Origin of the sequence: Paenibacillus sp. LBL (assembly GCF_029893715.1) — a bacterium.
Lineage (GTDB): Bacteria > Bacillota > Bacilli > Paenibacillales > Paenibacillaceae > Paenibacillus_AQ > Paenibacillus_AQ glucanolyticus.
The window spans coordinates 94,284-119,856 of the sequence record NZ_JARXYU010000014.1 but is presented as its reverse complement, the minus strand read 5'-3'; the positions used below and the strand labels follow the sequence as shown (position 1 = coordinate 119,856).

Sequence of the window (25,573 nt, the reverse complement as noted above, 5' to 3'; positions counted from 1 at the left end):
ATGATTGAACGTTACAGCAGACCGGAAATGCGAGCGATTTGGACCGAGGAGAACAAATTCAGAGCGTGGCTGGAAGTGGAACTGTGCGCATGTGAGGCATGGGCAGACCTTGGCGTCATTCCGAAGGAAGACACCGTTAAACTTCGACAGAATGCGACTTTTGATATGGATCGGATATATGAGATTGAACAGGAAACCCGCCATGATGTCATCGCCTTTACCCGCGCGGTATCGGAGAGCCTGGGCGAGGAACGGAAATGGGTCCACTATGGATTGACTTCGACGGACGTGGTGGATACCGCGATGGGGTATCTGCTCAAGCAGGCCAACGATATTTTGGAGCAGGACATCCTGCGCTTTATCGGTATTTTGAAAGAGAAGGCACTGGCCTACAAACATACCCCGATGATGGGCAGAACGCATGGTGTTCATGCTGAACCTACAACGTTTGGTCTGAAAATGGCGCTGTGGCATGAAGAGATGATCCGCAATCTGGAGCGCTTCCGCCATGCGGCTGACGGCGTCCAATACGGTAAAATCTCGGGGGCGGTCGGAACATATGCCAACATCGATCCTTCCGTAGAAGAATTCGTATGCCGCAAGCTCGGCACGAAGGCAGCGCCGATCTCGACCCAGACGCTGCAGCGTGACCGTCATGCGGAATACATGGCAACCCTGGCACTCATCGCTACATCGCTTGAGAAGTTTGCAACTGAGGTTCGCGCATTGCAGAAGAGTGAGGTTCGCGAGGTAGAAGAAGCATTCGCTAAAGGTCAAAAGGGTTCTTCCGCGATGCCGCACAAACGCAATCCAATCGGTTCGGAAAACATCTCGGGCCTGGCGCGCGTCATTCGCGGTCACATGGTGTCCGCCTACGAGAACGTGCCGCTCTGGCATGAGCGGGATATCTCCCACTCCTCGGTAGAGCGCATCATCCTGCCGGATGCGACGATGCTGCTGAACTACATGCTGAACCGCTTCGGCAATATCGTGAAGAACCTGACGGTATTCCCGGAGAACATGAAGCGCAACATGGCTCGCACCTATGGCGTTCCCTTCTCGGGCCGCATCCTGACGAAACTGATCGACAAAGGCTTCAGCCGCGAGCAAGCGTACGATACCGTTCAACCGCGCGCCATGCAGGCATGGGAAGAGCAGCGCCAATTCCGCGAGATCGTGGAAGCCACGCCTGAGATCACCGAGGTGCTCAGCGCTGAGGAGATTGAGGATGCATTTAATCCAAGCTGGCACCTGAAGCATGTGGATACGATTTTTGCCAAGCTGGGGCTGGAGTAAGGATGTCGGTATAAGAAGTTCTACAGCGGAGAAGGCGGAATTGTTTTGTAGAAGCGATAGCGGTCCCCTTTGCCCCCGGATTTTAACCTTTGAATCATATTCATGGAAATCTGGGGGCAACAGGGATCGGAAAAACAATCCGCATTCGTAGTGATGAACAAGCTAAAGATCTTTAGTCCACATGATACTGAGCATTCTATTTTTCATCCGACAGAAATACAGGGAGCGACAGTCTCAGATTGAGATATACGTCGCCCCAAGGGGAGGAACACATGACATTACCGGCATTATCGACCGCCACTCATCTGGTCAACGTACCGCTGCTGTACAAGGGCAAGGTGCGTGAATTGTACGACCTGGGGGAGCACGTACTCATCGTCGTCACCGATCGCATTTCCGCTTTTGACTATGTGCTGGAGCCGCCTGTACCGGCCAAAGGAACCGTGCTGAACAAGCTGAGCGCTTTCTGGTTTGGGCAAACGGAACAGCTTATCAGCAATCATGTTGTGCATACGGACGTGAATCTCCTGGGTGATGCCGTCAAGGATAAGGCGCTGCTCGATGGCCGAATCATGGTGTGCCGCAGAGCCGAGCGCATCGATATCGAATGCGTCGTCCGCGGATATATTACCGGCGGCGGCTGGAGGCAGTATCAGTCCACGGGAGAGGTTAACGGTATTAAGCTGCCGGAGGGCATGCGCAAGAATGAGGCTTTTCCCGAGCCGATCTTCACGCCGGCTGCCAAGAACGATGTCGGTCATGATGAAGATATTTCGCTTGATCGGATGCAAGAGCTTGTCGGTGAAGAGCTGGCATTGCAGCTGCAGGATCGCAGCCTCATGCTCTACAAGTTCGCCCGCGACTATTGCAGCAAGCACAGCATTATTTTGGCAGATTGCAAATTTGAGTTCGGTTTGATCGATGGAGAGATCGTGCTGATCGACGAGATTTTTACGCCGGATTCCTCCCGTTTCTGGGATGTGAACCATTATGCGCTCGACATTGAAATTGACAGTATGGATAAGGAGCCGGTGCGCACGTACCTCGCTTCGTCCGACTGGGATAAGAACAGTGAACCGGGTCCCCTGCCGCAAGCCGTGGTGGAGGAAACAACACGCCGCTACACTGATATTTACAGCCGAATCACGGGTGTCAGCTTGTAAGCTTTTATAAACCATTTCATTCATATATACCGAGGAGGAACAGGAAACAATGTTGAAAGCAAAGGTCTACGTCACGATTAAACAGAGCGTATTGGACCCTCAAGGGGTAGCGGTACAGGGTGCACTTCATTCAATCGGATATAAGGAAGTAGAGAGTCTTCGCATCGGTAAATATATGGAGCTTGAGCTGGGTACGGATAACCGTGAGGAAGCCGAGCAGCGTGTGAAAGAAATGTGCGAGAAGCTTCTGGCCAATACGGTGGTTGAGAACTACCGTTATGAATTGGAGGGCTAAACCGATGAGATTTGCAGTGCTGGTCTTTCCTGGCTCGAATTGCGACATTGACTGTTATAAGGCGGTAGAAGAGACGATTGGTCAGCCGGTGGATTACGTATGGCATACGGCAACCGACCTTTCCCCATATGATTGTATTTTGGTACCCGGCGGATTCTCCTACGGAGATTATCTGCGGTGTGGTGCGATTTCCCGGTTCGCCCCGGTTATGAATGAAGTGGCGAAGGCGGCGGAAGAGGGCAAGTATATTCTTGGCATCTGCAACGGATTTCAGATTTTGACGGAAGCGGGACTCCTTCCAGGGGCTCTGCGCCGCAACGATTCGATGAAATTCCGCTGCCATGACAGTGTGCTGAAAGTGAACAATAATACGACGCCATTTACGCGCGATTATGCAGAAGGGCAAGAGATTGTCATTCCGATCGCCCATGGTGAAGGCAACTATTACTGTGATGAAGAAACGCTTCAAAAGCTCCGGGACAACCGGCAAATCGTATTTACGTATCAAAACAATCCGAACGGCTCGGTAGAGGATATCGCAGGCATCTGCAACGAGCGCGGCAACGTAATCGGCATGATGCCGCATCCGGAGCGCGCGGTGAGCAGTCTGCTCGGCTCGGATGACGGCAAGGCAATGTTCACATCCATATTACAGGCATGGAGGGATACTCATGGCGCAGCAAACGTCCGTTAAGGAACCGACAGCAGAACAGATCGCAGAGTTTCAGATTTATAAGCAGATGGGAGTTTCGGACAGCGAGTATGAGCTGATCTGTTCCTTCATGGGACGCAAACCGAATTATACGGAAATCGGCGTGTTTAGTGTCATGTGGTCCGAGCATTGTGCTTATAAAAATTCCAAGCCGCTCCTTCGTCGCTTCCCGACAAGCGGTCCGCGCGTCCTGATGGGACCAGGCGAAGGCGCAGGGATCGTGGATATCGGCGACAACCAGGCGGTTGTATTCAAAATCGAAAGCCACAACCATCCGTCCGCGGTTGAGCCTTATCAAGGCGCAGCTACGGGTGTGGGCGGCATTATTCGCGATATTTTCTCTATGGGGGCAAGACCGGTTGCGATCCTGAACTCGCTTCGCTTCGGCAAGCTCGAGAGCGATCGCGTGAAATATTTGTTTGAGCACGTTGTATCCGGTATTGCAGGTTATGGCAATTGCATCGGAATCCCGACGGTAGGCGGCGAGGTTGTATTCGATGAGAGTTATGAAGGCAATCCGCTGGTCAATGCGATGTGTGTCGGCATTATCGACCATGACAAGATTCAGCGCGGTGTGGCAAAAGGGGTAGGTAATCCGGTCTTCTATGTTGGACCTCCAACCGGACGCGATGGCATTCACGGCGCGACCTTCGCTTCCGTTGAGCTGACGGAGGAATCCGAAGCGAACCGTACGGCCGTTCAGGTCGGTGATCCGTTCATGGAGAAGCTGGTCATGGAATCCTGCCTGGAGCTGATCGATTCCGGCATCGTGCTGGGCATTCAGGATATGGGCGCGGCTGGACTGACTTGCTCCAGTGCGGAAATGGCAAGTAAAGCCGGCAATGGTCTTGAACTGTACCTGGACCAGGTGCCTCAGCGTGAAGAGGGTATGACGCCTTATGAAATGATGCTGTCGGAATCCCAGGAACGGATGCTGTTCGTGGTAGAGCCGAAGGATGAAGCTCAAGCTTGCGAAATCTTCGACCGGTGGGGCGTGATCTGCGCCAAAGTCGGCAAGGTAACGGACGATGGCCGCTTGAAGCTGATCCATCATGATGAAGTGGTGGGCGATATGCCGGTGAAAGCACTTGTTGACGAGTGTCCGATCTATGATAAACCATCCCAGGAACCGGCTTACTATAAAGAGCAAGCGGCCGTGGATACACTTCGTTATGAAGAAGTGAAGGATTTGGGCGGTGCCCTTAAGAAGGTGCTGGGCTCACCAAGCCTTGCAAGCAAAGCATGGGTATACAATCAATATGACTACATGGTTCGTACCAGCACGGCGGTTCGTCCGGGTTCGGATGCCGCTGTCGTGACGGTTCATGGAACACGCAAAGCGCTGGCGATGACAACGGACTGCAACGGCCGTTATGTCTATCTCGATCCCGAGCGGGGCGGCAGAATTGCGGTCAGCGAAGCTGCGCGCAATATCGTATGCTCTGGCGCAGAGCCGCTTGCCATTACGGATAACCTGAACTTCGGCAGCCCGGAGAAGCCGGAAATATTCTGGCAGATGGAAAAAGCCGTTGACGGCATGGCCGAGGCTTGTCGCGAGCTCGGAACTCCGGTCATTGGCGGCAATGTCAGCCTCTATAACGAGAACACGAAGGGCGCGATTTATCCGACGCCGGTTGTCGGCATGGTCGGTCTGATCCATGATACGGATCATATTACGACACAAGCTTTCAAGGCGGAAGGCGATGTGATTTATCTGCTGGGCGATACCCTTGCAGAACTGGGCGGCAGTGAGTTCCAAGCGGTCGTTCATGGGGTGTCGGAAGGCAGACCGCCGGAGCTTGACCTCGGTACCGAGAAGAAACTGCTTGACGGCGTACTGAAGGCGATCCAATCCGGTCTGGTTCAATCCGCGCATGACGTGTCGGAGGGCGGCCTTGCAGCAGCACTCGCCGAGAGCTGCATCAGCGGCAATGTCGGTGCAACGGTCGAATGGTCGACCGAGCTTCGCAGCGATGTGGCGCTGTTTAGCGAGAGCCAATCCCGGATCGTGCTGTCGGTATCCGCTGATCATAAGAACGCGCTTGAGAAGCTTCTGCAAGAAGCCGGCGTACCATTTACGGCACTTGGTTTCGTTGGCGGAAGCAAGCTTAGCATTAACATTAACGGTGCTTCTGCGCTGGAAGAATCCGTGGAGGCTTTGAAATCCGTCTGGGAGGATGCCATTCCATGTCTCATGAACTGATGCCCGAAGGACTGTGGACAGGGGATTACTACAATGAGGGAACAGGTCAGAGCGATATATTTGATACATTAAAAGAAGAGTGCGGCGTATTCGGGGTGTTTGGGCATCCCGATGCCGCCTCCCTTTCCTATTACGGGCTTCACGCCCTCCAGCATCGAGGGGAGGAAAGCGCAGGGATCTGCGTGGCCGATGGTGAGAACTTCAATTATCACCGCGGCATGGGGCTTGTGAAGGAAGTGTTCGACAAGGATAAGCTGGAATCGCTGAAGGGCGGGATGTCGATCGGGCATGTCCGTTATTCGACCAGCGGCGACAGTCGGCTGACGAATGCGCAGCCGCTTGTCTTCAAATACCGTGAGGGCAATCTGGCGATTGCCACGAACGGCAACATCGTGAATGAGCCGAAGCTTCGGCGTGAGCTGGAGATGGAGGGCTCCATTTTTCAGACGACGAGTGACACGGAAGTTATTGCGCATCTGATTGCACGATCGCCCAAGGATTTTGTCGAGGCAGCCAAGGATGCATTGAAGCGACTGGTCGGCGGATTCGCCTTCCTGCTCATGACAAACGACAAGCTGCTTGTCGCTTCGGACCCGAACGGACTCCGTCCGCTGACGATGGGACGTCTTGGCGATGCGTATATCTTCACGTCCGAGACGTGCGCGCTTGAAGTGATCGGGGCGGAAGCGATACGTGATGTCGCTCCAGGGGAGCTTCTTATTCTGGATAGAAACGGTCTGCGTGAAGAGCGTTACACGGAAGCCGGCCGCAAAGCGCTATGCGCAATGGAATACATCTATTTCTCCCGTCCGGACAGCGATCTGAACGGTTCAAATCTGCATTCGGCCCGTAAACGGATGGGCAGCAAGATGGCGTTGGAATCGTTCGTGGATGCGGATGTGGTCACAGGCGTGCCAGACTCCAGCATTTCAGCTGCGATTGGTTATGCCGAACAGACGGGCATTCCGTATGAGCTCGGATTGATCAAGAATAAGTACACCGGACGTACGTTCATCCAGCCGAGCCAGGAGCTGCGCGAACAGGGCGTGAAGATGAAGCTGAGCGCTGTACGGCGCGTGGTGGAAGGCAAACGCGTAGTGATGATTGATGACTCCATCGTGCGCGGTACGACGTCCCGCCGGATCGTCAACCTGCTTCGCGAGGCAGGCGCTACCGAAGTGCATGTGCGAATTACGTCGCCGCCATTCAAGAATCCTTGCTTCTATGGCATCGATACACCGGATCGCAGAGAACTGATTGCATCTGAAAAAAGCGTCGAGGAGATTTGCCGTGAGATCAATGCGGACTCCCTGTCGTTCTTGAGCCCGGATGGACTCATATCTGCTATTGGCGGTTATGATGAACACAGCCATAAGGGCGGCTTGTGTATGGCGTGTTTTGACAATGATTACCCGACGCAGATTGATTTTAACGGGGAAGAGAAAATGGGCTGCAGCTGCTAGATTTGCGGTGGACAGCCGTTTTCTTGGGAATACCCTTTAAGCTGATTATTGATTAAGGCCATAAATGTTGTGTGAACGGATACTTTCGTCATAACGAAAAAGGAGTGTTGAGCGCGTGTCTGATACTTACAAACAAGCAGGCGTGGATATCGCAGCAGGCAACGAAGCGGTAGAGCGGATGAAAAAGCATGTCAAAACGACTTTCCGACCGGAGGTCATGACAGATCTGGGTGGTTTTGGCGCACTGTTCAAGCTGAATAAAGACCAATATGAAGAGCCGGTACTCGTCTCAGGCACGGATGGCGTCGGCACAAAGCTGAAGCTCGCATTTGCGATGGATCAACACGATACCATCGGTATCGATGCGGTGGCGATGTGTGTGAACGATATTGTGGTGCAAGGCGCAGAACCGCTCTTTTTTCTCGACTATTTGGCGTGTGACAAGGTCATTCCATCCAAGATTGAATCCATTGTCAAAGGAATTGCGGACGGCTGCAACCAGGCCGGCTGTTCGCTGATCGGCGGCGAAACCGCGGAAATGCCGGGGATGTACAGTGAAGGCGAGTATGACATTGCAGGCTTTACCGTCGGGATTGTCGACAAAAGCAAAATGATCAACGGGTCGAATATCGCAGCGGGTGACACGGTGATTGGACTGGCTTCTAGCGGCGTACACAGCAACGGCTTCTCGCTTGTACGCAAGCTGCTTCTGGAGGATGCGGGCTATTCGCTGCAGCAAGAGATTCACGAATTGGGAGGACGCCTTGGCGACGTGCTGCTGGTGCCAACCAAGATATATGTGAAGCCGCTGCTTGGTTTGTTGAAGGAGATTGAAGTGAAGGGCATGGCGCACATTACGGGCGGCGGATTCATCGAGAATATTCCGCGCATGCTGCCGGATGGCGTCAATGTCGACATCGAATACGGCGCTTGGCCGATTCTGCCGATCTTTAAGCTGATGCAGGAGAAAGGCAAGATTTCGAACAAGGATATGTTTACGACATTTAATATGGGAATCGGCATGGTTCTTGTCGTTAAGGAACAGGATGCTGACGCGACGCTTCAATTCCTTCGTTCCGCTGGCGAAGAGGCTTACGTGATCGGCCGAGTGACGGAAGGCGAGCGTATCGTAACCTTCACGGGAGCTGAGGTGTAATGAGTCCGTTTCGCATAGCCGTTTTTGCTTCCGGAAAGGGCAGCAATTTTCAGGCATTGGTGGATGCGCAGTTAAGCGGTGCCTTGGGCGGCGATATCTGCCTTCTGGTATGCGACAAGCCGCAGGCTCCCGTGGTGGAGCTGGCGGCAGCGGCGAATGTGGATACCTTTGTATTCGAGCCGAAGGAGTATGCCTCAAAGGAAGAGTATGAACGGAATATTGCAGCAGAGCTTCAGCAGCGCGGTGTCGAATTGATTGTACTTGCAGGATATATGCGATTATTAAGTCCGTCTTTTGTGGAGTTTTACAGCGGCCGAATCATCAACATTCACCCTTCCCTGCTGCCTGCTTTTCCCGGTAAAGACGCGATTGGACAAGCGCTTGCCTATGGTGTGAAAATGACCGGAGTTACCGTTCATTTCGTGGATGGCGGCATGGATACCGGGCCCGTTATTGCCCAGAAGGCCGTTGAGATCAAGAAAGGCGATACCGCGGAAGTGTTGGCGGAGCGCATTCATCATGTGGAGCAGAGGCTGTACTCGGAGGTCGTATCCTGGTTTGCTCAGAGGCGGATTTCGCTGAATGGGCGGAATGTGACGATTGCGGAATAGCCTTTTGTAATAATAGCGGACAAGGTCTTGCGGCGAATCGACATGTTCGATATTTCTCGGGAAATAATTTGCAATTATGGATGTTCGACAGCATCTAAGGAATCAAGACAGGCTATTATGATTTTCATTCAATATAGGGGGTATGGACGTGGGTATCAAAAGAGCTTTGGTCAGCGTTTCGGATAAAACCGGCATCGTGGAATTTTGCCGTGAGTTGTCTTCATTGGGTGTAGAGATCATCTCGACTGGGGGAACCAAGAATCTTCTTGCACAGGAAGGAGTACCTGTTATCGGTATTTCGGATGTGACGGGATTCCCGGAGATTCTGGACGGACGTGTAAAAACCCTTCATCCTGCGGTACACAGCGGTTTGCTTGCTATTCGCGACAGCGAGGAGCATCAGCGCCAAATGCAGGAGCTTGGTCTCGATTATATCGATATGGTTGTCGTTAATCTGTATCCATTCCAGGAAACGATTGCGAAGCCGGATGTCGAGTATGAAGATGCCATCGAAAATATCGACATTGGCGGTCCAACCATGCTGCGTTCTGCGGCAAAAAACCATGCTTTTGTAAGCGTGGTTGTCGATGCGGCGGATTATGGCAGTGTGATCGAGGAAATCCGCGGTGGTGGCGACACCACGTTGGAAACCCGCAAACGTCTGGCAGCCAAGGTATTCCGCCATACAGCGGCTTACGATACACTCATTTCCGACTATTTGTCGAATGTGATGGGCGATCCGCTTCCTGAGCGCTTCAGCGTGACGTATGAGAAAATCCAGGATCTTCGTTACGGCGAGAACCCGCATCAGAAGGCGGCCTTCTATCGTAAACCGCTGGCTCCGGCGGGTACCTTGACGACAGCGGAACAGCTGCACGGCAAGGAGCTGTCCTATAACAATATTAACGACGCGAATGCGGCTTTGCAGATCGTGAAGGAGTTTGACGAGCCGACGGTAGTGGCCGTGAAGCATATGAATCCTTGCGGTGTTGGCATTGGCACCAACGTATTGGAGGCTTATCAAAAAGCGTATAGCGCCGATCCAACCTCCATCTTCGGCGGGATTGTGGCAGCGAACCGGACAATTGACGCTCCGACAGCTGATCTGCTGAAGGAGATCTTCCTCGAAATCATCCTTGCACCGGACTTCACGCCGGAGGCGCTGGAAATTCTGACAAAGAAGAAGAACATCCGTCTGCTGAAGATGGGCGAGTTCGGTTCTGCCAAGGAGCGTCAGAGCACGCTTGCCGTAACGACGATTGAAGGCGGCATGATCGTCCAGGAAAGCGACGTGCATTCTCTGGATGTTGCCGATCTGAAGGTCGTGACGGACCGTGAGCCTACTGAAGAGGAGCTGAAGCAGCTGCTCTTCGGATGGAAGGTTGTCAAGCATGTGAAATCCAATGCGATTGTATTGGCTGCGGACAACATGACCGTTGGCGTTGGCGCAGGTCAGATGAACCGCGTCGGCTCGGCACGCATTGCGGTTGAGCAAGCCGGCGAGAAAGCGAAGGGGGCTATACTGGCATCCGATGCATTCTTCCCGATGGGAGATACGGTTGAGCTTGCAGCGAAAGCCGGCATTACGGCGATCATCCAGCCGGGCGGCTCCATTAAGGATGAGGAATCCATCAAGGCAGCCAATGAACACGGCATCGCCATGGTCTTCACCGGCGTGAGACATTTCAAACACTAATGAGGATGGCAACAAAGTCTCTCTTGTTGCAGCCATCCGGTGCAGTTCAAGGGACCCCTTAATCCCAACACAGACTGAGGCGACGCTGCGCTTAGCGGGCGCCGCCTTTAAGTTTAGGGGATGAAGTGGACGTTGGGCGTTGAGCCAGGCTGCCGAAGAGGTAGCACAAGTCCCTTTTCGGGACTTGGAGCCCGAGCAGGCGGCCGTCATGGTACATTTGATTTTGCACTATGAATCATTCATGCAATGAAACGATGTGAATACCTGAGATGAATCGGGAGGGAAGATCCATGGATATATTGGTGATCGGAGGCGGTGGCAGAGAGCATGCCATCGTATGGGCACTGTCGAAGAGTCCGAAGGCTGGCACGATATACTGTGCACCTGGCAATGCCGGAATCGGGCAGCTGGCTGAGTGCGTGCCCATCGCGGTATCGGAGTTTGAGAAGCTGGCTGCATTTGCGGTAGAGAAGCAGGTGGGACTTATCGTCGTTGGTCCGGATGATCCGCTGGCAGACGGCATTGTCGATGCGTTCGATGAGACAGGCATTCCTGTCTTTGGTCCACGTAAAAATGCTGCCGAGATTGAAGGAAGCAAAACCTTCATGAAGGATTTGCTCCACAAGTACAGTATTCCGACAGCGGCTTATGCGAAGTTTGACGATTACGAAGCTGCACTTGCTTATTTGCGCCAGCAACGCGCGCCAATCGTTGTGAAAGCGGACGGGCTGGCAGCAGGCAAGGGTGTTACCGTTGCACGCACGCTGGAAGAAGCAGAGCAGGCGCTCAGCGACATCATGCAATCGAAGGTATTCGGCGACGCCGGAAGCCGGGTCGTCATTGAGGAGTTTCTGGAAGGCCAGGAAATGTCGATTCTGGCCTTTGTCGACGGTGAGACCGTGAAGCCGATGTCGGCAGCCCAGGATCACAAGCCGGCCTACGATGATGATCGGGGACCGAATACAGGAGGAATGGGAACCTATTCGCCATTGCCTCATATTCAGCCATCCATTATTGAAGAGGCCATTGAAACGATTATCAAGCCGACAGCAAAGGCGATGGTAGCTGAAGGGCGACCGTTCCGCGGGGTTCTGTTTGCCGGATTGATGATCTCACCGGACGGCAGGCCGAAGACGATTGAATTTAACGCCAGATTTGGTGATCCAGAGACGCAGGTGGTATTACCGCGCCTGAAGACGGATCTTCTGGAGGTGTTCCTGTCTGCTGTAAATGGCACCTTGGCTGATCTGGAGCTGGAGTGGAGCGATGAAGCGGCGGTATGCGTTATCCTGGCCTCTGGCGGCTATCCGGCATCGTATCCGAAAGGGATTGCTATCACGGGTCTGGAGGACGAGCAGGACAGCACCATAGTATTCCATGCGGGAACCGCACGCGACGCGGAAGGAACGTGGAGAACGAACGGCGGACGCGTACTCGGTGTTGTCGGTTTAGGCGCAGATATCGCTTCTGCACGGGCAAAGGCATATGAACGGGCAGAAGGCATCACGTTTGAAGGCAAGTTTAACCGGACGGATATTGCACTCAAGGCACTCAGATGATAACGGAAATGCTAAATAGCAGAAGTATTCATTAACGAACAAGAACAGCTATCAGAAAAATTTGAAGGGCTGCCGCCGATCTTTTTTTAGATCGGGATCGGTAGTCCTTCTGTTTTGTATGATCATTTAAAGGAAACTGAAGAACTGCCTTGGATCTTTTTTAGATCACGATCGGCGCTCCTTCCGTTCCGTAACTGTGAGAGCATAAATGCTGGAGGAACGGTCTTTTTCGCAAGCAATAGATGTATGTGGAGCCTCATTAACGCCTATCGCATTAGTGTGCAAACGTTTGTTCAATTGATCATCATTTATTGCGAATTCTTGTCTTAATTAGCGAGCATAACTACAGGATTGCACAGCGAATGCACAACTATTTTTATGATAACTTACGAAACACAGCGATAATGGAAGATAATATAGGATTAAATGCCTATTTCGAGGAAAAATGATCTGTGCAAACGTTTTTACATTCGATATTAAATGTTGTATGATGTTTTCAGTGAATGAAGCGCTTTCTCAACGGGATTTTTCCAAAGTATCTCGCCAGATGCTACATAAAAAAAGAGACACTGAAAATTTTCTGAAATCGTTTGCGCAGATTTCCAACATTTTCTGATCATTTATTTGAGAGGGGTAATCATGGAATGAAGATGAAGAAGTTACTCACGCTAGCTGCAACCTTCACGTTGGCGTTCTCCATTACAGCATGTGGAGGAAACACAGCTGCTCCTGCTACAGAGGCACCTGCTGAGAATCCACCAGCACAGGAAACGCCGGCTGAAAATACAGAAGCACAGGAACTTAAGCCAGAAGAAGGCGCTAAATTGATCGTATGGGAAAGCCGGGACGAAAGAGCCTACACGGACGCGGTGGCTAAAGAATTTACCGAGAAATACGGCGTTGAAGTGACCATCGAAGAATTGTCTCCAACCGATCAAGTAACCAAGCTTGCACAAGACGGTCCATCCGGATTGGGTGCTGACGTAGTATTGTTCCCTCACGATAACCTGGGTAAAGCAGTAGCTACAAACCTGGTTCTGCCAAATGACTTTTACGAAGAAAAAACAAAGAGCAGCAACACGGAAGCTGCCATCCAAGGTGTAAGCTATGACGGCGTTCTGTACGGATACCCGCGCGCTGCTGAAACTTACCTGATGTACTACAACAAGGACTTGGTAAAAGAAGTTCCAACATCGATGGAAGAAGTTATCGAATTCAGCAAAACGTTCACCGACAAATCCAAGAACAAATACGGATTTATGTTCGAAACGGGCAACCTGTACTTTGCATATCCGTTCCTTGCTTCCAACGGCGGATACATCTTCGGTAACGGCGGTGCAGATGTCAACGATATCGGTCTTAACAATGACGGCGCGGTTAAGAGTATGGAAGTATACGCTAGCCTGAAAGAAATTCTTCCCGTTAAATCTGGCGACATTACACCGGATATCAAGCGCGGATTGTTCACAGCCGGCGACCTGGCTATGGACATCAACGGACCTTGGGAACTTGGCGGATACAAAGAAGCGCTTGGCGACAAACTCGGCGTTGCTCCAATCCCAACGATTGGCGGACAGCCTGCCGTATCGTTCTCCGGTATCAAAGCATGGTACGTAAGCTCATTCTCGAAATATCCGCAAGCGGCTCGTCTGTTCGCTGACTTTGCAACTTCCAAGGAAGCTCAATTGCAGCTGAGCGCATTGGTTGGATCGGTTCCAACAAACAATGAAGCTCAAGAAGACGATCAAATCAAGAATGACGAGTATGTTTCGGCATTCACGGAGCAGTTCAAATCTTCCCAGCCGATGCCATCCGTTCCTGAAATGGCTAACGTATGGTCTCCTGTAGGCGCTGCACTGGCTGAGATTTGGGATAACAACAAAGACGTTAAAGAAACACTGGATAAAGCTGTGAGTCAAGTTAAAGATCTTAACAGTGGTGGAGCTGCTAAGTAATAGCGTTCTTATATAATACGAGAAAGATGAAGAAGTTCACCCGCCGAACAACCGGCGGGTGATTCCTCGATTATATGGAGAGGAGAATGGAGGGAGCATGCGTCAACATCGTATGACAGCGGCTATATTATCAGCCATCTGTATGGGTCTGGGTCAGCTTTACAACCGGCAATGGATCAAAGGCGTTCTTTTACTTATCGTAGGTGTATTCAGTCTGTACTACTTCATAAACAACCTGGGTGATGCTATCTGGGGAATGATATCGTTAGGGGAACAGGGAAGTCATTTAGAGAAGGTGAACGGCTTAACCCAGATGGTTGCCGGAGACCATTCCATCAACCTGTTGATTGAAGGTCTTATCACTTTGATTTTGTTTGCGATTTTTCTGCTTGGCTACTATGCCAATATCAGAAACGCATATAATGCTGGAAAACAAAGGGAAAAGGGTGTGAAACCCAACAATTTCAGACAGACCCTTTATTATATTTTTGAGTGGAAATTCGCCCAATCATTCCTGACCTTGCCTGCCATCGGTATTTTATTCTTTACTGTCATGCCGATTATCTTCATGGTCTTGCTGGCGTTCACGAACTATTCTGCTCCGAACAACCTGCCACCGGCAAATCTGGTAGACTGGGTTGGTTTCCAAACCTTTACGAATCTGATTGCATTGAAATCGTGGAGCCATACCTTTTTCGGCGTCCTGACCTGGACGATCATTTGGGCAGTGCTTGCAACGGTAACCACGTATTTTGGCGGGGTGCTCGTTGCACTGCTTATTCAGCAAAAAGGAATTCGCTTCAAAGGCGTATGGCGCGTTATTCTGATCATTCCATATGCAATTCCGCAGCTGATTTCATTGCTCGTTATGCGTAATATGTTTAACGGGCAGTTCGGACCGATCAACCAATACTTAAGATATTTCGGTTTGGAAGGCCTGCCTTGGCTGACAGATCCGATCTGGGCAAAATTCACCGTTATTATCGTAAACATGTGGGTAGGTATACCTGTATCCATGCTCCTGGTCATGAGTGTCCTGACTACGATTCCGAAGGATCTCTACGAAGCCGCGGACGTGGATGGGGCAACCGGGTTCCAGAAGTTTAAAATCATCACCCTGCCGATGATCATGTTCTCAACCGCACCGGTTCTGATTACGCAATTCGCCGGTAATATCAACAACTTCAACCTGATCTTCCTCCTGACGAACGGTAACCCGGTTGTGGGAGATTATCAGTACGCGGGAGCTACGGACCTGCTGGTTACCTGGCTCTACAAGCTGACTTTGGATCAGCAGAGATACAGTATGGCATCGGCAATCGGTATTATCATCTTCATGATTATTGCGTCCTTCTCGATTTACAATTATCGCCGAACCAGATCATTTAAAGAGGAGGATATGATCCAATAATGGGAATTAAAACGAGAAATGCAATTCGCCTGACGGCAAGTTATATTACTCTTGTTATCATCGCGATCGGCTGTATTTACCCGGCGCTCTGGATTGTTCTGGCTTCTTTCCGTCCCGGAAAGTCATTGTACAGCAAGACTCTGATTCCAGAATCATTTACACTTAGTCACTATAAAGAGTTGTTCACATCCCAAAGCTTCCTGTTTGGTACATGGTATATGAACACATTGAAAATAGCGGTATTCTCCATGATTATCGGGACCATTCTTGTATTGCTTACAAGTTATGCCGTATCCCGCTTCCGGTTTAAGGGTCGGCAAAATGCACTATCGACCATTCTTGTGCTGGGGATGTTCCCCGGCTTCATGAGTATGATCGCACTGTACATTTTGCTGAACTCTCTGGATCTGCTGAATACACATGCAGCTATGATTATTGTGTATGCCGCAGGGGCGCCTCTGGGCGGAACGCTGATCATGAAGGGCTTCCTGGATACGATACCGCGAAGCTTGGATGAAGCGGCGAAAATCGACGGAGCAACCAACTTCCAGATTTTCCGCAGAATCATTCTGCCGTTATCGAAGCCAATGATTACGTATATGGGCTTGACGATGTTTGTTGGACCGTGGGTAGACTTTATCTTTGCCAGACTTGTGCTCCGGACTAAAGAAAACTGGACGCTTGCCGTTGGTCTGTGGGATCTCGTCAACTCCACCCAGGACAGTAACTTTACTCTGTTCGCAGCAGCCTCAGTGCTTATCGCGCTGCCGATCACCATTCTGTTTATCTTCCTGCAGCGTTTGCTGGTGGACGGTATGACGGCAGGTGCAAGCAAAGGGTAACATGCAACGGACTCATCATCAGACCTAAAGATAGACAGAACAGCGAAGAGACACAGCCGGTAACCGCTTGCTGTGTCTTTTCGTATTTTATGAATGCTACGCAGGGGGTACATACATATGAACATGGCAAGGCGCTTTCAATTTAGGGCAGTCGGAATGAAGCTGTTTGTTATCTTTTTTGCAACAATTGTGCTGTTATCTTCGGCCTTGGGGTTGTTATCGTATTTCATATCCAAGGATACAGTTATGGATCAGGTGTCTGAAGCGACATCGGGTCAGATGATGCAGGCGGCGGACAAGCTGGATTTTCTGCTGTCCCAGTATGAAGCCACTTCCCGTCAATGGGCGCTGGATACGGTGCTTCGTGAGGATCTGGTTACGGTCAGTTCTTCAGACATCGGTATTCGGGAGAAAACAGAGGCCGAGAACCGTATCCGTGAGAAACTTAACGGGACGGCCTCTTCGGATGGTCGTATGCAGGGCATGCGCCTGGTGGCACCCAGTCTAAGTGCACAAGGCTCCTATAATTCTACAGGTTTGTTGGGATTGTCTTCTGCGGACAGCATCAAATCCAAAATCGACCAGATCATTCAAGCTGATGGCGAGCCGGTATGGTTCCCTACGGAAACCAAAGGATTTATGGAGAATGAGAAAAGCCCCACCATGACAATGGGGAGATTGCTGAAAAACCTCAAAAATCCAAATGCGCAGTACATCCTCCTGATGGATATTAAGGATCAGGCCGTGGGAGATGTGCTGGCAAATTTAAAAATAGGGCATAACGGGCAAATGCGAATTGTTGCCGCAGATAACCGAATCGTACACGATATGGATCCGGCGCAACTAATGCAGCCGTCCACCATTACGGTTCCTGAAGGTGCTGCGGAAGGAGGGACCTATTATACTTCGAATGAGCAGATGGTCGTTTATACGCCTCTGAAGACGGCTCCTTGGTACATGGTTGGCTTTGCTCCTGTCAGTGATTTCGTGAAGGCTACAGACAAGCTGCTGACCGTAACGCTTGTTGTTATTGCAGCTGCGATTCTGGTTGCAGTGCTGATCGGATACTATATGATGCGCACTATCGGCCGTCCACTGAATCAGATGTGCAGTTTGATGGAAGAGGGGGAGCAGGGAAATCTGAGGGTTCGGACAGATTTTCAGCGTGTGGATGAGATTGGCCGCCTCGGCCACAGCTTCAACCAGATGATGGGGCAAATCTCAGCCCTGGTTGACCAGACGAATGCTTCCGCGAAGGAAGTGCTGGCTACCGCGGAGGAACTGGCAGAAGCGTCAAGAGGAACCTCACTCACAGCTGGCGAAATTGCGGCAGCGATGGAGCAGATTGCGCAGGGCAGCGGAAGTCTCGCCATGGAAGCCGAACGGGAGAATCAGCTGGCCGAGAACATCGGGGTCCAGATGAGCAAGGTTTCAGATTCCAATCAAGTGATCGAGGCCGCAGCGGATCGCGTACTTCGGGTGACGGGAGAAGGTGCACTGCATATGGACAGTCTGGTAGAGAAATCCACGCGGATCAATCAGGTGAACCGGGCCATCGTTCAGAATGCGGAGAAGCTGAAGGATAATACCTCGTCGATTCACAGAATATTGGAACTGATGTCGGAGATTACACATCAGACCAACGTGTTGTCCATTAACGCTACCATTGAAGCAGCCCGGGCCGGGGCAGCAGGCAGCGGCTTCATGGTCGTAGCTAATGAGGTGAGAAGCTTGGCGGACCGTTCCAAGGAATCGATCCAGACGGTGGGCGCCATGATCCTGGATATACGGACGGAAGTGCAGGGCTCCGTCGACGCGTTAACGTCGGCATCGCCGCTCTTTGACGAACAGCTGCATTCGGTACAAGAAGCGCAGGGGGTATTCGATAATGTGCGGCACGAGATGGATACCCTCTTAACCGAGATTAGCGAATCGACTCATGCCATAGAGGGCCTGATCGAATCCCAGCTCACTTTGACCGACTCCATCTCGGAGGCAAGCTCGATCGTACAAGAGACCAGTGCCGCCACAGAGGAGGTCGCTTCGATGTCATCCGAGCAGTTCAAGGTAAGCGAGAAGCTGGTTGTTCTGTCCTCGCGATTGGAGGAGCTGTCGGAGAGCTTGCGGCAGTCCTTGGTGAAGTTCAGGACGTAAATAGCTTTGGTTAACCATGTGCATTGCATGATGTGAAGGCCGTGCAGCACTTTGCATACGGATCATGCTTCCGATCCCTGTTATCCCCGGAATTCTATTGAGATCATATCTAATGATGAATTCCGGGGATAAAGGGGACCACTTCGTTTCTCCAGCATGATTCCGCCTGCTCCGTTGAAGCCTCGCCTCTGTGTATGCATTTCGCTGCACCCTCATTGCAATAAAAGCAATTTACTCTCGGGGTGTGGATATAGAGGGTAATAATATCGAGCCGATGAAGGGCAATACCCTCATCGGCTCATTTTTGTTGTCCGCGATGCGCGTCGTTAGCTGCACGAAGACCGGCTCCGGGAATAATCCCGGAGCCGGTGGGCTTGATATGGAGTCTGCGAAAATAGCCTAGCCCATTAGGGGCTTACGGCTGCCAGTTCACGTTGACCGTTGCCGTGCCGCTGGCTGGAGCGGTGAAGCTGTGATTGCTTCCGCCCTCCCATGTTACCGTTGAGCCTTGTTTCTTCAAGAATTTGAATTCAATGGTTTTGCCGGCAGGCACGCTGACGTCATAATACCAGGTTGGGTACTGGTAGATGACCTGGTTGTACAGCGGGCCGATGGCCTTGGCTGGGTCCCAGTTGCCGAGCTCGCTTACGCTGCCTGAGAGGTACACGTTCTGCCCGAGAGCGGTTGTTGCATTGTTGATCACAAAGCGGACGCTGACCTGATCTCCGGTCAGTACTTCGAAGTTGTCATACACATTACTTGAAGCGCCACCGCTGTTTGCGATTTTGATGTTATATACGCCACCGGCAACCGCTGGGATTTTCACTTTGATCTGCGTATCTTCCCAAGCTGTAATGTTGGCGCCTGTAACGGCTGTCGTTCCGAAGTACACGGTACCCTTGCTTGCGCCGAAGCCGCGGCCGTCAATGGTGACGGTTGCGCCCGGTTTTGCCATCATCGGTCCTACATGTCCTATGGTTGGAGCGGTAGTCGCTGTAGTGTACTGCCATACTGCCGTGCCGCCTGCTGCCAGCGTGAAGTTGGAAGCAGCCCCGCCGGAGCTGACGGTAAGTGAATTACCGTTCAGGAGTCCGCCCAATACATCCGCGTAGTTCCCGGCAGGAAGCGAGGTGGCCAATCCTGTAATCGAGGCTGGCGTGTTCACGTTACGGTTCACAGCGATGACAGCTACGCTGTTGCCGAATTTGCGTTCATAGATCAGCACATCGTTGTTGATCCAACGCTCCTGCGTTGTTCCATAAGCGATAGCCGGGTTTGATTTACGCAGAGGCGCAAGCTTTTGAATCACTTGGTAAGCTGTAGTCGTTGTGGAGAAAGAAGGGATCCGTGCCCGGTTGTTGGGATCGTTCCCGCCGGCCATATATTGTTCAGTTCCGTAATAGATGGCTGGCACGCCACGGGAAGTGAGTGTGAAGGCCAGGGCTTGCTCCAGCTTCCGTCGGTTGGCATTGCTGTCGTGGAAACGCTCCATGTCATGGTTGTCGATGAACGTTACCTGATCCTCCACTTGGGCATAATCGGTCGCTGAACCCTCCAGCATGGACTTCAGACCGTACATATTGTCCGTGTTGTCTCTGAATACCTGACGAACCTTCTGGGCGAATCGGAAATCAAGCAGGCTCATGCCGGATTCGTTAGCGAATTTGTGGTTTTCGGCGCTTACTTCATTCACGCCCAGGAACCATTCGCCGAAGGTGAAGACCGGCTTGTAGTTGTTGACGGTGGCCATGAAACTCTTCTGCCAGCCAAACGGCATGTGCTTCACGGCGTCCATCCGAATGCCGTCAATGCCAAGATCGAGCCACATTTTGACGGCGTCCTTCAGATAGGTGTCCACCGTGCTGTTGTTATGGTTCAGGTCAGCAAGGTCATACAGGTTTTTGTAAATCCCGTTCTCTGTCGTGGAGAAATCGGTGCCTCCGTTATGGTGGAACAGATTTTGCGTATCGCCTGTGTATCCCCCGAGCAGGGTGCCATTGTTGTACAGCTTGCCGTTCTCTGCGAATGAAGGCTGGTCAGAGGAGGCGGGAGATGTATGGTTAGGAGCAAAGTCAATGATGACTTTAATGTTCTTGGCATGAGCGGCAGTGATAAGATTCTGGAAATCGGCAATCGTGCCGTAAGCCGGGTTGGTCTTCTTGAAATCTCGGGCCCAATAGCCGTGATAAGCGGTGTTGTTAACACCGGAATAATTGATGACGCTGTAGATATTCTCAACCGGCTGGGAGATCCAGATGGCGGTAACGCCCATTCCGGTAAGATAGCCGTCGTTGATCTTGTTAATGATTCCTTGCCAGTCACCGCCGCAGTAAAGTCTAAGGTTGGTGCAAGTACCGTCAAAGGCAGACCCGGTCGGGTTGTTGGAAGCATTGCCGTCGGAGAAACGGTCAGTAAAAATCTGATAGATGACATCCGTACTGAAATTCTGCTTGTTGGATACCGAGGTATCCGGGGCCGCGTATGCTGGGCCAAACAGGCTCAAGGTAAGGGATAAGCTAAGGGCTAACGCGGTGGTCAGTTTGTAAAACTTCTTCATTGTATACCTCCTATGTAATTGAGAATGAAATCTTGGTTCATCTTGCTAACTGGCTGCTTCAGCATCACCTCCAACAAAATCGGGCAACAAAAAACCCCGGCATCTCCTGAAGAGAAACCGGGGTTGTTCCATACCGGTGTGCGGTTACGGAATGCATGGCCCTTAAATTATGCGAGTGTTTGATTTCAAAATTATTGTAATTGAAAGCGGATTCAAGTGTCAATATTTAATATCCAATTCAATGGAAATATTTAATGATCCACCATGAAATTAAATTTTATAATTTATATTTAATATTGAAACAAAATTTTACAAGCTCTATAATAAGATTTAGGAAACGTTTACATTTATAAAGGCCTCTCCGCTTCTGTTTGTATGTCAATAGTATAGATTTTAGAGTTGGATATCTTTCGTTCGGTTGTTTTGATTATAGCTCGTTGTTCAATGGATTTTGTCGTAATGGAGGGGGAGGACTCGATGATGAATGTGGAAACTGGCGCAGCGAAGCTAAGATTGGGCATTAGAGGATTGAGAGCGGCATGCGCTGCCGTAGAGCGTGAGATTGCTGCAAGTACGACACCCGGCGCGGTGCTCGGCGTTCTCCACCAAGACAGGGACTGGTACTACGCAGCAGGTTATGCCAATCCGAAGCCGATGCAGGGTCAGTCTGTGTCTACCCGTGAGGAGACGTTATATGATTGCGCATCCTTGACCAAGGTGGTAGTCACACTCCCGTTAATTCTGCAACTGATCGATGATGGCGTTCTAATCTTGACTACAAAAGTGAGTGATATTCTGCCTTCATTCGGTTTGGCCGGTAAAGAAGGGATTACGGTAGGGCAGCTGCTGACACATACTTCCGGGCTTCAGGCCGATATGAACCTGCATGCCCAGGGCTGGAGCAGAGAGCAGATGTGGGATGCTGTTCTTGCATCGCCGCTCGCTGCCAAACAGAATACTGAAGTGATTTACAGTGATCTCGGATATCTCACCCTGGGGCGCATCATTGAGAAGGTGCTGGGTATGCCACTAGATCAGGCGGCAAAACAGCGGGTTTTCGATCCGCTGAATATGCGTCATGCGACATTGACGCCTGATCCGGAACAGACCGAACGCTATGCTGCAACGGAATATGATGAGACCGTACAAGGTCATCTATGCGGAATCGTACATGATGAGAAGGCCCGGGCCTTGGGCGGCATATGCGGCCATGCCGGATTGTTTGCGACCGCAGGCGATCTGCTGTTGTACGCCCGTATGTGGCTTGGACAGGGGACAATCCCGGCAGCCCCGCATACGGAGGTGACAGGCCATGTATCACGGATTTTATCTCAAGCTGCGGCTGGTACCGCTGTACGTACCCATACAGGGCATATTCAAGGATCGAACCGCGGTTTGGGCTGGGTTCTGAAAGGGGATAAGATGGATGCTTCCGGGGATTGGATGAGTCCTGGCTGTTATGGACATACCGGATTTACCGGTACCAGCCTGTGGATCGATCCCGAGTTTGATCTCGCGGTCGTTCTGCTCACCAACCGTGTATACGGAGGGAGGAGCACAAGCGTGGCTCAGCTGCGTGCCCAGGTCCACAATGCCTTGACAGGAGCCGTGGCTAAGTAATCAGCGGTAAATGAAGGATAATAATAACACCTTATGGACAGCTGCCAAAGTTTGATTAGCCTGGGGAATATATATCCAAATTCCGCGAACAAAAGATTGGATTATCCGGTCCCCGTTTTACTTCACGTTAACCGGAACGGGACCTATAACGAGAAATTGAGGAGGGAACACGCTATGACGACCCTAACCTACAGGTCTTATCGGCCTGGAGATGAAGAAGGCATCACAACCTTATGGAATGCCTGTGTGCCGGGAGATCCCATCACCCGTCTTCGCTTTCGAAACTTGGTGCTGCTGGACCCGAACTTTGATCCGCAGGGCCTGCGGGTGGCCGAGCTGGAACATCGGATTGTAGGCGTCCTGTATGCGGTGCGCCGGAGACTCCCGATGATCGGAACCGAGTTGGAGCCGGATCGGGGCTGGATTACCTTCTTTTATACCGATCCGTCGCTGCGAAGACAGGGCGTTGGGGCGCGGCTGCTTCAGGAAGGTGAGGATTTCCTTCGACGCCATGGACGCCGTACAGTTTTTTTCTCCTCTTATGCCCCGAATTATATGGTCCCGGGTATCGATGGCGAGCGGTATCCTGAGGGCCTTGGATGGCTGCAAGCCAGCAGTTTTACCCGGAATTACACGGCGGTTGCAATGGATCACTCCCTGGTTGATTTCCATATGCCGCTTGAAGTTGCGGAGCTGAAGCAGCAGCGCGAGCAGGAGGGCTTTACCTTTCAGCTGGCTCAGGACGGCGATCTGGTGGAGCTGATTGATTTTGCAACGGACGTGTTTAACCCTGATTGGGGCCGGGCGATTCGTGAGGGATTGCTGCAGCAATTAAGAACGGATCAGATCCTGATTGCGCGCGAGCAGGGGAAGCTGGTTGGATTTTGCCTGCATGGCGGATACGAGGGCGTTGCTGAACGATTTGGCCCGTTTGGAGTGGACCCGTCGATGCAAGGGAAGGGCTTGGGAAAAATTCTGCTGTATGACTGTCTCGCCCTTATGCGGGCTCAGGGGCTGCATGGTGCGTGGTTCCTCTGGACGGGCGAGCAAAGCCCCGCAGGACATTTATACCGAAAAGCCGGGTTTCACGTGACGCGCCGGTTCGATATTATGAGCAAGCCGCTTCAATAAAATAGATTCTACGACTTTTTCTACAAAGGAGAGATCAAATTGACGGAAGCAAAGCAGCATCACATTTTGGCGATTGGCGGACATGCGGGGGATATGGATCTTACGGCAGGAGCGGTCATAGCAAAATACACGCAGGCCGGGCAACGAGCAACGTTTCTTCATTTAACGCCGGGGGAGAAGGGGCATCCTCGGATGACGCCGGAGGATTACGCGAAGCAGAAGATTGACGAAGCTCATCAATTCGCCGAAATTGTTGGCGCGGATGTCCGATTTCTTGCTTATAAGGATGCGGAGCTTCCGCTGGACGAGGAAGTGAAGTATCAGGTAGCCGATGTCATACGGGAAGTGAAGCCGGACATTATAATCACCCACTGGAAGGAGAGCATTCATAAGGATCATGCCAATACACACTATATCGTGGAGGATGCGCGATTCTATGCGGGGCTGAAGACCATTGAGCGAGAGCTTCCATCCCATTATGCCCAGCATTTATACTATGCGGACAATTGGGAGGATCCGTATGATTTTCATCCCGAGGTATTTATCGATATTCCGGAAGAAGCCTATGAAACTTGGGTAAGAGCCATGAATGTATATGCTTACGCACGCGGGGAAACCTATGGCTTCCCGTTCATCGAATATTATAAGGCACTCACGATTGTACGGGGAGCGCCGATGAACTTCAAGCGGGCACAGGCTTTTGCGGTTCCGAGAGGCGTATTGACCAAACGATTACAGTTTTTCTAAATATATGGTTTCACCTCCAGTCATCTGGAATAATACCTAATGAAATCGCAAAAAAATTGTGAGAAATCCCAAAACATACACTGACATTATAAACATCTTTTGATATAATGAGTGATGTTACGGGGGAACACGTACGGAATCATATAGAGAATATACATGAGAGAGGAAGACTTCCATATTGGAGGCTTCCTCTCTTTTCATGCGCGTAGAAACCGGGCGGGATGCAGAAGAAGCGATGTTGCATTTTTTGAATTCCATGGTATGATGTATTTGAAGAATCTTAAATTAAAGATATATAAGCTGGATATCAGGGCAGACTTTGATGGAATTGCAGACTGTTTTCTGATTAGATTATTTAAATTAACGAAAAGGAGACGGAATCCATATGGAACATACACATATTTATCGCCAGGGAACATCTTCCGAGGCACCGACCTTGCTACTGCTGCACGGCACCGGAGGCAATGAGGAGGATTTGCTGCCGCTGGCCGAGATGATCTCGCCAGCTTCGAATGTGCTAGGCGTCCGCGGGAACGTGCTGGAGAACGGCATGCCCCGGTTCTTCCGACGTCTGGCCGAAGGCGTGTTTGATGTAGAGGATCTGGTGAAGCGTACGCAGGATCTGAATGAGTTCTTAAACTGGGCAGCAGCCGAGTACGGTTTTGACCGCAGCCGCATCGTAGCGGTTGGTTATTCGAACGGGGCCAATATCGCCGCGAGCCTGCTGTTTCACGAAGGAGATGCGCTGCAAGGAGCTGTACTCCACCATCCGATGGTTCCGTTGCGGGATAAGGCCCTGCCTGATCTGACTGGCGTTCCGGTCTTCATCGCGGCTGGCCGGCGCGATCCGATGTGCACTCCGCAGGAGAGCGAGGATCTGAATGCACTCCTGAGCGAGGCTGGCGCGGATGTCAAGCTGCACTGGGAGAACGGAGGGCATCAGCTCAGCCGTGCAGAGGTTGGCATGGCAGCTTCCTGGTTTAAGGAGAAGTTCCAGTAATA

The 25,573-nt window shown here is 51.4% G+C and carries 19 protein-coding genes; 18 read left to right on the top strand and 1 reads right to left on the bottom strand.

Features of this window, described 5'->3' with window-relative positions:
* From purB to M2277_RS23680, 14 genes are all read left to right on the top strand, one after another.
* Positions 1-1,296, top strand: a complete 1,296-nt coding sequence (purB, locus tag M2277_RS23745) for an adenylosuccinate lyase (protein ID WP_006208283.1) — start codon at positions 1-3, stop codon at positions 1,294-1,296.
* A 272-nt stretch (positions 1,297-1,568) separates the two neighbouring features.
* The gene (locus tag M2277_RS23740; protein ID WP_280755640.1) at positions 1,569-2,459 is read left to right on the top strand and encodes a phosphoribosylaminoimidazolesuccinocarboxamide synthase; all 891 of its coding nucleotides are present in this window, start codon (positions 1,569-1,571) and stop codon (positions 2,457-2,459) included.
* A gap of 49 nt (positions 2,460-2,508) precedes the next feature.
* Positions 2,509-2,754: a phosphoribosylformylglycinamidine synthase subunit PurS gene (purS, locus tag M2277_RS23735; protein ID WP_006208285.1), complete on the top strand. Its 246-nt coding sequence runs from the start codon at positions 2,509-2,511 to the stop codon at positions 2,752-2,754.
* A gap of 4 nt (positions 2,755-2,758) precedes the next feature.
* Positions 2,759-3,448, top strand: coding sequence for a phosphoribosylformylglycinamidine synthase subunit PurQ (purQ, locus tag M2277_RS23730; RefSeq protein ID WP_006208286.1), 690 nt, complete (start codon positions 2,759-2,761; stop codon positions 3,446-3,448).
* Positions 3,426-5,669: a phosphoribosylformylglycinamidine synthase subunit PurL gene (gene purL / locus M2277_RS23725; protein ID WP_280755639.1), complete on the top strand. Its 2,244-nt coding sequence runs from the start codon at positions 3,426-3,428 to the stop codon at positions 5,667-5,669. Before purQ ends, purL begins: the two co-directional genes overlap by 23 nt.
* Positions 5,654-7,132: an amidophosphoribosyltransferase gene (purF, locus tag M2277_RS23720; RefSeq protein WP_006208288.1), complete on the top strand. Its 1,479-nt coding sequence runs from the start codon at positions 5,654-5,656 to the stop codon at positions 7,130-7,132. Before purL ends, purF begins: the two co-directional genes overlap by 16 nt.
* 115 nt (positions 7,133-7,247) lie before the next feature.
* A complete protein-coding gene (purM, locus tag M2277_RS23715; RefSeq protein ID WP_006208289.1) occupies positions 7,248-8,288 on the top strand; it encodes a phosphoribosylformylglycinamidine cyclo-ligase in 1,041 nt (346 codons plus the stop codon).
* Positions 8,288-8,899 carry a phosphoribosylglycinamide formyltransferase gene (gene purN / locus M2277_RS23710; protein WP_280755638.1) on the top strand — a complete coding sequence of 204 codons (612 nt, stop codon included), beginning with the start codon at positions 8,288-8,290 and terminating at the stop codon, positions 8,897-8,899. The genes purM and purN overlap by 1 nt, the downstream gene beginning before the upstream one ends.
* 148 nt (positions 8,900-9,047) lie before the next feature.
* A complete protein-coding gene (gene purH, locus M2277_RS23705) occupies positions 9,048-10,595 on the top strand; it encodes a bifunctional phosphoribosylaminoimidazolecarboxamide formyltransferase/IMP cyclohydrolase (RefSeq protein WP_148248157.1) in 1,548 nt (515 codons plus the stop codon).
* Between the two features lie 290 nt (positions 10,596-10,885).
* Complete coding sequence (purD, locus tag M2277_RS23700; RefSeq protein ID WP_280755637.1) at positions 10,886-12,154, top strand: phosphoribosylamine--glycine ligase; 1,269 nt, start codon at positions 10,886-10,888, stop codon at positions 12,152-12,154.
* A gap of 644 nt (positions 12,155-12,798) precedes the next feature.
* A complete protein-coding gene (locus M2277_RS23695; protein ID WP_006208294.1) occupies positions 12,799-14,109 on the top strand; it encodes a sugar ABC transporter substrate-binding protein in 1,311 nt (436 codons plus the stop codon).
* Positions 14,110-14,206: 97 nt separating this feature from the next.
* Positions 14,207-15,520 (top strand): sugar ABC transporter permease, encoded by a 1,314-nt coding sequence (locus M2277_RS23690; protein ID WP_006208295.1) that lies wholly within the window; start codon positions 14,207-14,209, stop codon positions 15,518-15,520.
* Complete coding sequence (locus tag M2277_RS23685; protein ID WP_006208296.1) at positions 15,520-16,362, top strand: sugar ABC transporter permease; 843 nt, start codon at positions 15,520-15,522, stop codon at positions 16,360-16,362. Before M2277_RS23690 ends, M2277_RS23685 begins: the two co-directional genes overlap by 1 nt.
* Positions 16,363-16,479: 117 nt before the next feature.
* Positions 16,480-18,516 (top strand): methyl-accepting chemotaxis protein, encoded by a 2,037-nt coding sequence (locus M2277_RS23680; RefSeq protein WP_280755636.1) that lies wholly within the window; start codon positions 16,480-16,482, stop codon positions 18,514-18,516.
* A 415-nt stretch (positions 18,517-18,931) separates the two neighbouring features.
* Here the strand turns inward: M2277_RS23680 and M2277_RS23675 are convergent, their stop codons facing one another.
* Positions 18,932-21,073, bottom strand: a complete 2,142-nt coding sequence (locus M2277_RS23675; RefSeq protein WP_152826760.1) for an alpha-amylase family glycosyl hydrolase — start codon at positions 21,071-21,073, stop codon at positions 18,932-18,934.
* Between the two features lie 477 nt (positions 21,074-21,550).
* Here M2277_RS23675 and M2277_RS23670 point away from each other — a divergent pair, with 477 nt between their 5' ends.
* From M2277_RS23670 to M2277_RS23655, 4 genes are all read left to right on the top strand, one after another.
* Positions 21,551-22,693 (top strand): serine hydrolase domain-containing protein, encoded by a 1,143-nt coding sequence (locus M2277_RS23670; RefSeq protein WP_280755635.1) that lies wholly within the window; start codon positions 21,551-21,553, stop codon positions 22,691-22,693.
* Between the two features lie 174 nt (positions 22,694-22,867).
* Positions 22,868-23,824, top strand: coding sequence for a GNAT family N-acetyltransferase (locus M2277_RS23665; protein WP_280755634.1), 957 nt, complete (start codon positions 22,868-22,870; stop codon positions 23,822-23,824).
* A 39-nt stretch (positions 23,825-23,863) separates the two neighbouring features.
* Positions 23,864-24,571 carry a PIG-L deacetylase family protein gene (locus tag M2277_RS23660; RefSeq protein ID WP_006208301.1) on the top strand — a complete coding sequence of 236 codons (708 nt, stop codon included), beginning with the start codon at positions 23,864-23,866 and terminating at the stop codon, positions 24,569-24,571.
* A gap of 385 nt (positions 24,572-24,956) precedes the next feature.
* The gene (locus M2277_RS23655) at positions 24,957-25,571 is read left to right on the top strand and encodes an alpha/beta hydrolase (RefSeq protein ID WP_036640861.1); all 615 of its coding nucleotides are present in this window, start codon (positions 24,957-24,959) and stop codon (positions 25,569-25,571) included.
* Positions 25,572-25,573: the final 2 nt, after the last annotated feature.

What these genes read in the sequence shown, in the direction of transcription:
- purB (WP_006208283.1), top strand. Translation starts at nt 1, where the DNA reads ATGATTGAACGTTACAGCAGACCGGAAATGCGAGCGATTTGGACCGAG.
- M2277_RS23690 (WP_006208295.1), top strand. Translation starts at nt 14,207, where the DNA reads ATGCGTCAACATCGTATGACAGCGGCTATATTATCAGCCATCTGTATG.
- purN (WP_280755638.1), top strand. Translation starts at nt 8,288, where the DNA reads ATGAGTCCGTTTCGCATAGCCGTTTTTGCTTCCGGAAAGGGCAGCAAT.
- M2277_RS23695 (WP_006208294.1), top strand. Translation starts at nt 12,799, where the DNA reads ATGAAGATGAAGAAGTTACTCACGCTAGCTGCAACCTTCACGTTGGCG.
- M2277_RS23740 (WP_280755640.1), top strand. Translation starts at nt 1,569, where the DNA reads ATGACATTACCGGCATTATCGACCGCCACTCATCTGGTCAACGTACCG.
- M2277_RS23655 (WP_036640861.1), top strand. Translation starts at nt 24,957, where the DNA reads ATGGAACATACACATATTTATCGCCAGGGAACATCTTCCGAGGCACCG.
- purQ (WP_006208286.1), top strand. Translation starts at nt 2,759, where the DNA reads ATGAGATTTGCAGTGCTGGTCTTTCCTGGCTCGAATTGCGACATTGAC.
- M2277_RS23670 (WP_280755635.1), top strand. Translation starts at nt 21,551, where the DNA reads ATGATGAATGTGGAAACTGGCGCAGCGAAGCTAAGATTGGGCATTAGA.
- purL (WP_280755639.1), top strand. Translation starts at nt 3,426, where the DNA reads ATGGCGCAGCAAACGTCCGTTAAGGAACCGACAGCAGAACAGATCGCA.
- purF (WP_006208288.1), top strand. Translation starts at nt 5,654, where the DNA reads ATGTCTCATGAACTGATGCCCGAAGGACTGTGGACAGGGGATTACTAC.
- M2277_RS23680 (WP_280755636.1), top strand. Translation starts at nt 16,480, where the DNA reads ATGAACATGGCAAGGCGCTTTCAATTTAGGGCAGTCGGAATGAAGCTG.
- M2277_RS23675 (WP_152826760.1), bottom strand. Translation starts at nt 21,073, where the DNA reads ATGAAGAAGTTTTACAAACTGACCACCGCGTTAGCCCTTAGCTTATCC.
- purD (WP_280755637.1), top strand. Translation starts at nt 10,886, where the DNA reads ATGGATATATTGGTGATCGGAGGCGGTGGCAGAGAGCATGCCATCGTA.
- M2277_RS23665 (WP_280755634.1), top strand. Translation starts at nt 22,868, where the DNA reads ATGACGACCCTAACCTACAGGTCTTATCGGCCTGGAGATGAAGAAGGC.
- M2277_RS23685 (WP_006208296.1), top strand. Translation starts at nt 15,520, where the DNA reads ATGGGAATTAAAACGAGAAATGCAATTCGCCTGACGGCAAGTTATATT.
- purS (WP_006208285.1), top strand. Translation starts at nt 2,509, where the DNA reads ATGTTGAAAGCAAAGGTCTACGTCACGATTAAACAGAGCGTATTGGAC.